Source organism: Dickeya sp. NCPPB 3274, assembly GCF_000406205.1.
GTDB lineage: Bacteria > Pseudomonadota > Gammaproteobacteria > Enterobacterales > Enterobacteriaceae > Dickeya > Dickeya fangzhongdai.
Genome location: NZ_CM001979.1, coordinates 4708763 through 4721666, shown reverse-complemented (window position 1 = coordinate 4721666; position 12904 = coordinate 4708763). Strand labels below are relative to the sequence as shown.

Sequence of the window (12904 nt, the reverse complement as noted above, 5' to 3'; positions counted from 1 at the left end):
ACTACCTGCGGATTATGGATGTGTAAACATCTGGACGGCTAAATGGGAATTCAAGCATGGCAATTTTAAATCACACTCTCGGTTTTCCGCGCGTCGGTCTGCGTCGTGAACTGAAAAAAGCACAGGAAAGCTATTGGGCAGGGAACAGCACGCAGGAAGCGCTGCTGACCGTGGGCCGTGAGTTGCGTGCCCGTCACTGGCAACAGCAGAAAGACGCCGGCGTGGAATTGCTGCCGGTAGGCGATTTTGCCTGGTACGACCATGTGCTGACCACCAGCCTGCTGCTGGGGAACGTACCTGCCCGTCACCAGAACGCGGATGGCTCCGTGAGTCTGGATACCCTGTTCCGTATCGGCCGTGGCCGCGCACCGACCGGTGAGCCGGCCGCCGCCGCTGAAATGACCAAATGGTTCAACACCAACTATCACTACATGGTGCCGGAATTCACCAAAGGCCAGCAGTTCAAGCTGACCTGGACGCAACTGCTGGATGAAGTGGACGAAGCGCTGGCGCTGGGCCACAAGGTGAAGCCGGTGCTGCTGGGTCCGGTGACCTACCTGTGGCTGGGCAAAGTCAAAGGCGAAGCCTTCAACCGTCTGGATCTGCTGAACGCGGTGCTGCCGGTGTACCAGCAGGTGCTGGCCGAACTGGCTAAACGCGGCATCGAGTGGGTGCAGATTGACGAGCCACTGCTGGCGCTGGAACTGGACGCCGAATGGAAAGCCGCTTTCAAACCGGCTTACGATGCGCTGCAAGGGCAGGTGAAACTGCTGCTGACCACCTATTTCGACAGCATCGGCCAGAATCTGGACGTGATCAAAGCGCTGCCGGTACAGGGTCTGCATGTCGATCTGGTGCACGGCAAAGACGACGCCGCGGCGCTGAACGCGCAGCTGCCGGCTGACTGGGTGCTGTCGCTGGGCGTGATCAACGGCCGTAACGTGTGGCGCGCCGACCTGGCGAGCTGGTTCGAACGCCTGCAACCGTTGCTGGGCAAACGCGCTCTGTGGCTGGGCAGTTCCTGCTCCCTGCTGCACAGCCCGATCGATCTCAGCGTCGAAACCCGTCTGGACGAGGAAGTGAAGAGCTGGTTCGCCTTTGCGATTCAGAAGTGTCAGGAACTGGCGCTGCTGACCCGCGCGCTCAACAGCGGCAACGGCGACGAACTGGTGGCTTACAGCGCGCCGATCCGCGCCCGTCGCACGTCTACTCGCGTTAACAACCCGGAGGTGGCGAAGCGTCTGGCGGCGATCACCGCGCAGGACAGTCTGCGTCAGAATCCGTACCCGGTACGCGCCGACGCACAGCGTGCGCGTTTCAATCTGCCGGCCTGGCCGACCACCACTATCGGTTCGTTCCCGCAGACCACCGAAATCCGCAGCCTGCGTCTGGACTTCAAACAGGGTCGTCTGGATGGTCAGAACTACCGTATCGGCATCGCCGAGCACATCAAACAGGCGATTGTGGAACAGGAACGTCTGGAGCTGGACGTACTGGTGCACGGTGAAGCCGAACGTAACGACATGGTGGAGTATTTTGGCGAGCATCTGGACGGCTTCGTGTTCACCCAAAACGGCTGGGTACAGAGCTACGGTTCCCGTTGCGTGAAACCACCGGTGGTGATTGGCGACATCAGCCGTCCGGAACCGATCACGGTTGAGTGGGCGAAATATGCCCAGTCGCTGACCGACAAGCCGGTGAAAGGCATGCTGACTGGTCCGGTCACCATTCTGTGCTGGTCCTTCCCGCGTGAAGACGTCACCCGTGAAACCATCGCCAGGCAGATTGCGTTGGCGCTGCGCGACGAAGTGGCGGATCTGGAACAGGCCGGCATCGGCATCATCCAGATTGACGAACCGGCGCTGCGTGAAGGCTTGCCGCTGCACCGCTCCGACTGGGCTGCTTATCTGGAGTGGGCGGTCGATGCGTTCCGCCTGAATGCGGCGGTAGCGAAAGACGACACCCAGATCCACACCCACATGTGCTACTGCGAATTCAACGACATCATGGATTCCATCGCGGCACTGGATGCGGACGTGATCACCATCGAAACCTCGCGTTCCGATATGGAGTTGCTGGAATCGTTCGAAGAGTTCGAGTACCCGAATGAAATCGGCCCAGGCGTGTACGACATTCACTCGCCGAACGTACCGAGCGTAGAGTGGATTGAAGCGCTGCTGCGCAAAGCGGCCCAGCGTATTCCGTCCGAACGCCTGTGGGTGAATCCGGACTGCGGCCTGAAAACCCGTGGCTGGCCGGAAACCCGTCAGTCGCTGGCGAACATGGTGCAGGCAGCGAAACGTCTGCGCGAAACCGCCGAGTAAGTTAGCGAAAGCAGTCAGTAACCGAAAACGGTGATGAGGAATGGCGCAAAGGATGACAGGACGCGCGTGAACCACAGGATGTGACGCACAAGGCTGGGACGTTCCGCATCACCGCCTGACATATGACAAGGGAGACGATAGCGTCTCCCTTTTTACATTTGTTGCGGGGTTACACCACGCCGTAGCGGGCGAACCACTCCAGCATGCGTTGCCAGCCGTCTTTGGCCGAGGCTTCGTGGTAAGAAGCGCGGTAATCGGCATGGAAAGCATGATCCGCTTCCGGGTAGACCACGATCTCCGCATCGGCATTGACCGCCCGTAGCGCCTGACGCATGGTTTCCACCTGCTCCAGCGAAATGCCTTTATCCTGTCCGCCGTACAGGCCCAGCACCGGCGCGCTCAGGTCTTTCGCCACGTCCACCGGATGTTGAGGCGAGGTCAGCGTTTTTTCCGCGACCAGTTTGCCGTACCAGGCGACGGCGGCTTTTAACTGCGGATTGTGCGCAGCATACAGCCAACTGATGCGGCCGCCCCAGCAGAAACCGGTGATCGCCAGCCGACTGGCGTCGCCGCCCTGGCGCACCGCCCAGTGCGCGGTGTGGTCGAGGTCAGACAGCACCTGATTATCCGGCACCTTGCTGACCAGTTCGCTCAGCAGTGTGGGAATGTCGCTGTACTGTTGCGGGTCGCCCTGACGGAAATAGAGTTCCGGCGCGATCGCCAGATAGCCTTGTTTTGCCAGTCGCCGGCATACATCGCGGATGTGCTCATGCACGCCAAAGATTTCCTGCACCACCAGCACGATCGGCAGCGGGCCGTCGGCTTTTTCCGGTTTGGCAATATACGCGGGCAGGTTGTCGCCCTGCGAAGGGATGGTGGTCTCGCCGGCAACCAGCCCAGCGGCGTCAGTAGTAATCGCGGAAGAAGCCAGCGGCATGACGGCTGGCGAAAATGCCCGTGTGGTCTCTCTGAGTGTCAGTAGCTCATCGGTTTTCATTGCCTTTCCTTTATCAAGACTGGAATCTGCCAGCGGGAGAATGCCGCCCCCGCGTTAAGCAAGTGTAGGAACTTTGTAGTGTATTGCGAATACCGACAACCCGATAAGGCAATCGGTGCCACATTGCGTGACGCAACATCGGGTGATTACAGTCTGAATTGTGATTAATATCACAATATTAATGTAAATGGATGTTTGTTACTTTCCAATCAGCGACGCACTTCACTTAACGGCCGCAGTGTGTGCGCTAAGATCGTTCCGTACCTGACCGTTGTCTGGAGGCGTTTATGTCCGATGTATTTCATCTCGGTTTAACAAAGCAGGATTTACAAGGTGCCACGCTGGCGATTGTGCCCGGCGACCCGGCTCGGGTGGAGAAAATCGCCCGGCTGATGGAGAACCCGGTGTTTCTGGCATCGCATCGGGAGTTCACTTCCTGGCGCGCGGAACTGGCGGGCAAGCCGGTGATTGTCTGTTCCACCGGTATTGGCGGCCCGTCTACGTCGATTGCGGTAGAAGAGCTGGCGCAACTGGGCGTGCGCACGTTTCTGCGCGTCGGCACCACCGGCGCCATCCAGCCGCATATTGCGGTGGGCGATGTGCTGGTGACCACGGCGGCGGTTCGTCTGGACGGTGCAAGCCTGCATTTTGCGCCGCTGGAATTCCCGGCGGTGGCGGATTTCGCCTGTACATCCGCGCTGGCGGAAGCGGCGCGTGAAGCAGGGGCGACGCTGCATGTCGGCGTTACTGCTTCTTCGGATACCTTCTATCCGGGCCAGGAGCGTTACGACACCTATTCCGGCCGCGTAGTGAGCCGTTTCCAGGGGTCAATGGCGGAGTGGCAGAGCATGGGCGTGCTGAACTATGAAATGGAGTCCGCTACGCTGCTGACCATGTGCGCCAGTCAGGGGCTGCGCGCCGGAATGGTGGCGGGCGTGATTGTGAACCGTACCCAGCAGGAAATCCCCGATACCGCTACGATGCAGAAAGCGGAACACGCGTCCGTCAACGTGGTGCTGTCGGCGGCCCGCAAACTGCTGAGCGCCTGAGTGCGATTCAATCGCCGGGCGATATGTTCGGCGCGAGCGGTACGATATGGCCGAGCCTTCGTACCGCTTTTTCAGTTTCCGCGCGGATTTCCCACGCGCGGTTCATCTGTTTGCCCGCCTTCATGCTAATTTAATTGTCAGGTCTGATAATACGAACCGGTTTCCATCATCCGACGGTGAGTCAACCGTAATCATTCGGCAGTGATAACTCAGTATTAATAACTCGGTATCGATAACTCGGTATCGATAACTACAGGGAAAAACATGACGTTAACCTCATTATTGCATCCCTCGTTGCTTCCGCTTGACGGTGGCGTCAATTTCCGTGATCTGGGTGGGATCCGCGTGGCGGACGGGCGGCAAGTCCGGCGCGGCAGACTGTTTCGCTCCGGCGCGCTGGACATGCTGAGTGAACGTGACATTGACCATCTCGCCAGCGTGCCGGTGGCGCACGTGGTGGACTATCGCGATCAGGATGAAGCCTCGTTGCGGCCCGACCGGTTATGGTCCGGCGCCCGCTATCATCAGGTTCCCGCCAATCCGCTACGGCATGAAGTGACCGCCAGCCTGGAAACGCTGGGTTCGGAAAAACTCGAAGCGTTCGATTCCCGCGCTTTTATGCTGGAACTGTACCGCCGCCTGCCATTCGGCAATCCGGCCTACCAACATTTGGTGGCGTTGCTGCGCCAGCCTGACGATGGCGCGCTGGTGCAACATTGCGCGGTGGGCAAGGATCGTACCGGCATTGGTTCCGCGCTGGTGCTGTTCGCGCTGGGCGCGGATGAGCAAACGGTAATGGAAGATTATCTGGTCACCGAATCCACCCTGATTCCGTTCCGTCGCCAACTGCTGGAAGATTTGGCGTCGAGCCTGAGCGAAAAGGCGCTGAAGCGCTTTGATTTCGTGCTTTCCGCCCGCGAAGAGTTTCTGGTGACCGCGCTGCATACTATCCGTGAGCGACATGGCTCAGTGGATAACTGGCTGGAGCAGGATTACGCACTGGATGCGTCGGCGCGGGAAGGGCTGCGGGAGAAGTATCTGGCGTGACGCCGGTTTTTTAATGTGGGGCCGGGGAGGTCTTTCTGACCGGGCTGTTGTCACAATACAACATCAGAAACGGCGGATTAGCCCGCCTGTGCCGCTTCAGCCAGCAGCCAGTCGCGGAAACATCGGTTGGTGCGCGACAGCAGGGCGGAGGCGTCGTACACCAGATAATACGCCAGCGGCGAGTCGACGTTAACCTGCAGCGGCGAAACCAACTTTCCTTCCGCCAGTTCCCGGCCGATCAGCGATTGCCTGACCAGCGCCACCCCCGCGCCTGCGATAGCGGCTTCGATGACGCCATTCGAATCAACAAACACCGGACCCTGGTCGGTCTGCGCATTTTCAACCCCGATAGCCCGGAACCATAATGCCCAGTCCGTCCGGTGTTCGTCATGCAGCAACACGGCGTTCAGTATTTCCTGCGGCGATGCCAACCGCGCGTGGCCATTAAGCCACGACGGGCTGCACACGGGGATCAACCCGTCGCCAAGCAGACGGTCCGCGATTAAGTCGGGGTAGCGGCCGTTGCCGTGACGAACGGCGAACGTAATGCCCTCAGCCGCCAGATCCACCAGCCGATGGGTGGTGTTGATGCGTACTTCACAGTCCGGATATCGCGCTTCAAAGGCGGGCAAGCGTGGCAGCAGCCATTGGGTGGTAAAGCCTGAGGTGCAACTCAGGGTGATGACGTGGTGATGATCCGCCGCCGTCAGGCGTTCGGTCGCCAGCGCGATACGGCTAAAAGCCGGCATGATGGACTGAAGATAGAGCTGGCCCTGCGGCGTGAGGGTCAGAGAACGTACACCACGGACAAATAGCTGGCGTTCCAGCTTATTTTCCAGACTGGTGATTTGTTGGCTGATGGCGCCGGGCGTGACGTGAAGCTCTTCTGCAGCTTTTTTCATGCTCAGCAGCCGGCCGGCGGCTTCAAAGCACATCAGCGCGTGTAGCGGCGGCAGTTTCATCCCGGTTCCTCAATGGATCAGAAAAACTAAATTGTCACTAAATTCCTGATTTGTACAGGTGGGATGGGCGTGATGTGATTGGTGGGAAGCCGGGAACGGCGCTATTTGTGCCAGTCGGCCGCTAACCTCATCAGGAGTGGATCATGAAGTATGCTGACGTTATGCGTCTTTTTTCGCTGGCGGCCATCTGGGGCGCGAGCTTTTTGTTTATGCGGGTGGCGTCGCCAGCGATTGGCGCGATAAATACTGCGTTTTTTCGTGTACTGCTGGGATTTATGGGGCTGTCGCTGCTTCTTGGTTTGTTGGGAACCAGACCCGACTTTCGCGGCAAACTGGGCACGCTGTTGCTGCTGGGGGTGATCAATTCAGGAGTGCCGTTTCTGATGTATTGCCTGGCTGCTCTGTCTCTGCCTGCGGGCTATTCCGCTATTCTCAATGCGACCACGCCGCTGATGGGAGCTTGCGTCGGCTTTCTGTTTTTCAGTGAGCCGATCACCGCCAGAAAGCTGCTGGGCGCGTTTCTTGGTCTGGCCGGCGTGATGTTGATGACCACCACCGGCAGCGCGAATTCGGTCATTCGGCTGATCCCCGGCATGGCGGCCTGCCTGATGGCGACGGCATGTTACGCCGTCGCCGGCTTTCTGACGAAACGCTGGATTACCGATCGCGGTGGGCTTGCTCCGATGTTGGTGGCTACCGGCAGCCAATTGGGCGCGACCCTGTTTTTACTGCCTTTCTTTATTTACTCCGTTATGACGGTGCCGATAAGCGGCTGGCAGCCGCCTGCATTGTGGATAAGCATACTGGCGTTGGGGCTGGTGTGTACCGCGCTGGCGTATGTGCTTTATTTCCGCCTGATTGCCGATATCGGCCCGTTGAAATCGCTGAGCGTCACTTTCCTGATTCCCCCTTTCGGCATTCTGTGGGGATGGGCCGGGCTGGGTGAGCAACTTTCCACCGATGTGATTACCGGCGGAATAATGATAGTCATTGCCGTGTGGCTGGTGTTGCATTCGCCGGCATCGCAGCGCAGAACGTGAAAGGGAAAATACGCGGGTAATGTGATACGCGGATAATGCGGTTTACCGGTGAACACGCGGGGCCGTGGCCGACCCCGCGCATGATCGTCCCGTCGGGTTAGCCGGTATTGCGCATCCCGGCGGCGACGCCGGCGATGGTGACCATCAGCGCCTGCTCTACCTGCGGGTCCGGCGTGTCCTGCTGGCGCGAGCGGTGCAACAGTTCCGCCTGCAACACGTTGAGCGGGTCGGTGTAGACGTTACGCAGCGCGATGGATTCGGCGATCCACGGCAGATCAGCCATCAGATGGTCGTCGTTGGAGATGGTCAGCACCGCCTTGATGTCTTTTTCCAACTGCTCGCGCAGCTGTTTGCCGAGCGACCACAGTTTCTCTTCCACCAGCCGTTGATCGTAGTATTCCGCCAGCCACAGGTCGGCCTTGGCGAACACCATCTCCAGCATACCGATGCGGGTGGAGAAGAACGGCCAGTCGCGGCACATGGCTTCCAGCTGGTTCTGGTGACCGTCGTCGATCACTTTTTGCAGCGCGGCGCCGGCGCCCAGCCAGGCGGGCAGCATCAGGCGGTTCTGGGTCCAGGCGAAAATCCACGGGATGGCGCGCAGGCTTTCAACGCCGCCGTTCGGCCGGCGTTTAGCCGGGCGCGACCCCAGCGGCAGTTTACCCAGTTCCAGTTCCGGCGTGGCGGCGCGGAAGTAAGGCACGAAGTCCGGGTTTTCCCGCACGTAGCCGCGGTACATGTCGCAGGAAATGCGCGACAGCTCGTTCATGATGTGATGCCATTCCTGCTTCGGTTCCGGCGGCGGCAGCAGGTTGGCTTCCAGAATGGCGGACGTGTAGAGCGACAGGCTGCTGATGGTGACTTCCGGCAGACCGAACTTGAAGCGGATCATCTCGCCCTGTTCGGTAACGCGCAGGCCGCCTTTCAGGCTGCCCGGCGGTTGGGAGAGCAGCGCGGCATGGGCCGGCGCGCCGCCGCGGCCGATGGAGCCGCCGCGACCGTGGAACAGCGTCAGCGCGATGCCGTATTTCTCGCAGGTCTTGATCAGCGCGTCCTGCGCGCGGTACTGCGCCCAGGACGCGGCCATCACCCCGGCGTCTTTGGCGGAGTCGGAATAGCCGATCATCACCATCTGTTTGCCCTGAATGAAACCGCGATACCAGTCGATGTTAAGCAACTGGATCATCACGCTATCGGCGTTATTCAGGTCGTCCAGCGTTTCGAACAGCGGCGCCACTGGCAGCGCGTACGGGCAGCCGGCTTCCTTCAGCAGCAGATGCACCGCCAGCACGTCGGACGGGGTGCGCGCCATCGAGATCACGTAGGCGGCGATGGAATCGCGCGGGGTTTCGGCGATCACCCGGCAGGTTTCCAGCACTTCCTGCGTGTCGGCGCTGGGTTCCCACTGACGCGGCAGCAGCGGGCGCTTGGAGTTAAGCTCGCGGATCAGGAACGCCTGTTTGTCGGATTCCGACCAGCTTTCATAGTCTCCCAGCCCCAGATAGCGGGTGATTTCCGCCAACGCGTCGGTGTGACGGGTGCTCTCCTGCCGTACGTCGATACGCACCAGCGGCACGCCAAAGCAGCGTACCCGGCGCAGGGTGTCGAGCAACTGACCGTCGGCGATGATGCCCATGCCGCAGGCATGCAGCGACTGGTAACAGGCATACAGCGGATCCCACAACTGCTCGTTGGTGACCAGCAGATCTTTGGGCGCGACCAGTTGCTCGCCTTTCAGACGCGCGTCCAGATAGTTCAGGGTGGCGGTCAGCTGCGCGCGCAGCGTTTTCATCAGCTCGCGGTAAGGTTCCTGCACTTCGTCGCCGCCCGCCAGTTGTTGCAGCTCCGGGGTACAGGTGGTCATCGACAGTTCGGACACCAGTACCTGCACATCGCGCAGGAACAGATCGGCGGCTTTCCAGCGGCTTAACAGCAGTACGCGGCGGGTGACTTCAGCGGTCACGTTCGGGTTGCCGTCGCGGTCGCCGCCCATCCAGGAGGTGAAGCGTACCGGCACCGAATCCACCGGCAGACGATAGCCAAGTTCCTTGTCCATCTGTTCGTCGAGTTCGCGCAGGAACGCCGGCACCCCTTCCCACAGGCTGTTTTCCACCACCGCGAAGCCCCACTTGGCTTCGTCCACCGGCGTCGGGCGGATTTTGCGGATTTCATCGGTATGCCAGTACTGGGCGATCAGCTGGCGCAGACGGCGCATGATCTGATGGCGTTCATAGTCGGCCAGATCGTCGTGGTCGAGCTGCTTGAGGCAGGTATTCACTTCAACCAGTTTGTGGATCAGCGTGCGGCGGGTGATTTCGGTCGGGTGCGCGGTCAGCACCAGCTCGATGGAGAGCGATTCCACCGCGTCGCGGATATCCTTGTCGCTCAAATTGTCACGGCTTTTCAGGCTGCGAAACACCGTCGCCAGCGCTTCCGGGTTACTGGCCGCCTCGCCGTGCGGAGAAATGCTGTGGTACTGCTCCGCCGTGTTGGTCAGGTTAAGGAACTGGCTGAACGCGCGGGCGACCGGCAGCAGCTCCTCGTTGGACAGGTTCTGCAGTGTGGTCAGCAGTTCCTGACGGTGTGTTTCGCTGCCGGCTCGCGAGGCTTTGGACAGCTTGCGGATTGTTTCAACACGCTCAAGGATATTGGCGCCCAGCGCATCCTTGATGGTGTCGCCGAGCAATTTACCCAGCATGCTGACATTGCTCCGCATGGCGGAATATTGTTCATTCATAGTTACCCTGACCCATCTCTTGATTTTGTAAATTTATTACACACAGAAATTGTGTGGTTACTGTCTGTTATCTAGCCACGTTCGCCATTGTTCGTCAATGAACGTCCTTTAATCCCTACAGTTGTACCTGTTTAACCGGTGCAAAGGCAATTTGTGAAATTTAATTACAAAAGCTTGCCGATAAGTGACGCTTATCTTATGGCGGTGGCGAAAGTAAGAACGGCAATGAAGAAGGCGGCAAGAAGGCAATAAAAAAGAGGTGGATAGCTGGTTGGCTGCGTGTGGAGTTTTTTTCGGCGGTAATGACAATGTTGCCCGGCGCTCACCGCCGGGCAACGTCAGTACACGAAATCAGCGCTGACAGATCAGTGCTGACAGAAGTGATGCACCAACTGGGTAATCAACGTGCGCGTCGGTTTGATGAACGACATGTCGATAAATTCATCCGGCTGATGCGCCTGATTGATGGAGCCGGGGCCAAGCACCAGCGTCGGGCACAGTTCCTGAATGAACGGCGCTTCGGTGCAGTAATTCACCACATCGGTCGGCTGCCCCACCAGTTGTTCCACCACCTGCGCCAGATGATGATCCGCCGGGCACTCGTAACCCGGAATCGGCGGATGCAGTTCGCTGATGGTGAGACGGCCGGGCCAGCGTTCGCTGACCGGCGCCAGCGCTTCGCTCATAAGACCGTTGAGATCGCTCAGCGTCATGCCCGGCAGCGGGCGGATATCCATGTGCAGGTCGCAGCAGGCGCAGATGCGGTTGGCGGCGTCGCCGCCATGAATGTGACCAAAGTTCATGGTCGGATAAGGGATATGGAACGCCGGGTTGTGATAGCGCTCTTGCAGCGTGTTGCGTAGCACCATCAGCTCGGAAATGGCTTCGTGCATCAGTTCGATGGCGTTGACGCCGCGCGACGGGTCGCTGGAATGGCCGGACTGGCCCTGAATACGCACGACGTTCGACATGTGGCCCTTGTGGGCGCGCACCGGCTGCAATGACGTCGGCTCGCCGATAATGGCGCAGTCCGGGCGAATGCCGGTCGATTCGGAGAAATACTTGGCGCCCGCCATCGTCGTTTCTTCATCCGCGGTCGCCAGAATGTACAGCGGTTTGGTCAGCTTACCGGCATCCACATCGCGCAGCGCATCGAGAATAAAGGCGAAAAAGCCTTTCATGTCGGCGGTGCCGAGCCCGTAGAGTTTGTTGTCGTGCTCGGTCAGGGTGAACGGGTCGCGCGTCCAGCGGCCGTCGTCGAACGGCACCGTGTCGGTATGACCGGCCAGCAGCAGGCCGCCGCTGCCTTCTCCCAGGCGGGCCAGCAGGTTGAATTTATTAAAGGTGCCGGGCACCGGCTGCACGTCGATATGAAAACCCAGATCGCTAAACCATCCCGCCAACAGGTTGATTAAGGTCTCATTGCTTTGATCCAGGGCGCGCTCGGTGGCGCTGATGGACGGAGTGGCGATCAATGCCCGGTACAGCTCCATAAAAGGGGGTAAATTCATCTTCACTGTTGACAGCCTCTGGGTTAGGATAGTATCAATATTCATGCATTTATTGTGAATAAAAATACAATAATGCCGGACGAAATGAAATCATAAGCTGTGCGACGATACGAGATTGTCGCATAATCGTTTCTTCTGGCTTTTGTGGGTGAACGGCGTGGCTGCGCTGATGAGCCTGCTCCCTGTTCCACCTATCTGGCAATAAAGGTATACCGAACTCATGCTGAATACGTTGATCGTTGGTGCAAGTGGCTATACCGGCGCTGAGCTGGCCCTGTACCTGAACCGTCACCCGCAGATGAACATAACCGCTTTGGCGGTTTCCGCGCAAAGTGTTGATGCGGGAAAACGCATTTCCGACCTGCATCCCCAGCTTAAAGGCATTATTGACTTGCCGGTGCAGCCGCTGACCGACGTGGCCGACGCCGCCAAAGGCGTGGACGTGGTGTTTCTGGCCACCGACCACAAGGTGAGCCACGATTTGGCGCCGCAGTTCCTGAAAGCCGGCTGCACCGTGTTCGATCTTTCCGGCGCGTTTCGCGTACAGGATCCCGAATTCTACACCCGTTACTACGGCTTCGAGCATCAGCATACCGACTGGCTGGCGCAGGCGGTGTACGGTCTGGCGGAATGGCAGGCGGACAGCATCAAGCAGGCGCAGCTGATTGCGGTGCCGGGTTGCTACCCGACCGCGTCCCAGCTGGCATTGAAACCGCTGGTGGAAGGCGGCTTGCTGAACCCGAACCAGTGGCCGGTGATCGACGCCACCAGCGGCGTCAGCGGCGCTGGCCGTAAAGCGAGCATGACCAACAGCTTCTGTGAAGTCAGCCTGCAGCCGTATGGCATTTTCAACCATCGCCATCATCCGGAGATCGCCACCCATCTAGGCATTCCGGTGATTTTTACCCCGCATCTGGGCAATTTCCCGCGCGGCATTCTGGCGACCATCACCTGCCGCCTGCAGCCGGGCGTTACCGCGCAGGACGTGGCGGAAGCCTACCACAACGCCTACCATGACAAACCGCTGGTGCGGTTGTATGAGAAAGGCGTGCCGGCGCTGAAATCGGTGGTCGGTCTGCCGTTCTGCGACATCGGCTTCGCGGTGCAGGACGAGCACCTGATCGTGGTCGCCACCGAAGATAACCTGCTCAAAGGCGCGGCGGCGCAGGCTGTGCAGTGCATGAACATTCGCTTCGGTTTCCCTGAAACCCAATCCTTACTCTGATGACACCCTGAG

At 59.3% G+C, this 12904-nt stretch carries 9 protein-coding genes; 5 read left to right on the top strand and 4 right to left on the bottom strand.

The window, feature by feature from the left end:
- Positions 1-56 precede the first annotated feature (56 nt).
- Positions 57-2324: a 5-methyltetrahydropteroyltriglutamate--homocysteine S-methyltransferase gene (metE, locus tag DXX3274_RS21075; RefSeq protein ID WP_042861518.1), complete on the top strand. Its 2268-nt coding sequence runs from the start codon at positions 57-59 to the stop codon at positions 2322-2324.
- A gap of 169 nt (positions 2325-2493) precedes the next feature.
- On the opposite strand, the gene DXX3274_RS21070 is transcribed toward metE, so the two are convergent.
- On the bottom strand, positions 2494-3321 hold the full coding sequence (locus DXX3274_RS21070) for a dienelactone hydrolase family protein (protein ID WP_042861516.1): 828 nt from the start codon (positions 3319-3321) through the stop codon (positions 2494-2496).
- A 287-nt stretch (positions 3322-3608) separates the two neighbouring features.
- On the opposite strand from DXX3274_RS21070, the gene udp reads away from it, so the two are divergent.
- Together udp and DXX3274_RS21060 are read left to right on the top strand one after the other, a co-directional pair.
- Positions 3609-4370, top strand: coding sequence for a uridine phosphorylase (gene udp, locus DXX3274_RS21065; protein ID WP_042861515.1), 762 nt, complete (start codon positions 3609-3611; stop codon positions 4368-4370).
- Positions 4371-4634: 264 nt separating this feature from the next.
- Entirely contained in the window at positions 4635-5417 is a 783-nt protein-coding gene (locus DXX3274_RS21060; protein WP_042861514.1) for a tyrosine-protein phosphatase, read from the top strand.
- 77 nt (positions 5418-5494) lie between these two features.
- Here the strand turns inward: DXX3274_RS21060 and gcvA are convergent, their stop codons facing one another.
- Positions 5495-6379 carry a transcriptional regulator GcvA gene (gcvA, locus tag DXX3274_RS21055; RefSeq protein WP_042861513.1) on the bottom strand — a complete coding sequence of 295 codons (885 nt, stop codon included), beginning with the start codon at positions 6377-6379 and terminating at the stop codon, positions 5495-5497.
- Between the two features lie 143 nt (positions 6380-6522).
- Here gcvA and DXX3274_RS21050 point away from each other — a divergent pair, with 143 nt between their 5' ends.
- On the top strand, positions 6523-7419 hold the full coding sequence (locus DXX3274_RS21050) for a DMT family transporter (protein WP_042861512.1): 897 nt from the start codon (positions 6523-6525) through the stop codon (positions 7417-7419).
- Between the two features lie 97 nt (positions 7420-7516).
- Here the strand turns inward: DXX3274_RS21050 and ppc are convergent, their stop codons facing one another.
- Entirely contained in the window at positions 7517-10156 is a 2640-nt protein-coding gene (gene ppc, locus DXX3274_RS21045; RefSeq protein ID WP_042861511.1) for a phosphoenolpyruvate carboxylase, read from the bottom strand.
- A 365-nt stretch (positions 10157-10521) separates the two neighbouring features.
- Complete coding sequence (gene argE / locus DXX3274_RS21040; protein ID WP_042861510.1) at positions 10522-11673, bottom strand: acetylornithine deacetylase; 1152 nt, start codon at positions 11671-11673, stop codon at positions 10522-10524.
- A gap of 214 nt (positions 11674-11887) precedes the next feature.
- On the opposite strand from argE, the gene argC reads away from it, so the two are divergent.
- Positions 11888-12892, top strand: a complete 1005-nt coding sequence (argC, locus tag DXX3274_RS21035; RefSeq protein WP_042861509.1) for an N-acetyl-gamma-glutamyl-phosphate reductase — start codon at positions 11888-11890, stop codon at positions 12890-12892.
- The last annotated feature ends 12 nt before the right edge of the window (positions 12893-12904 follow it).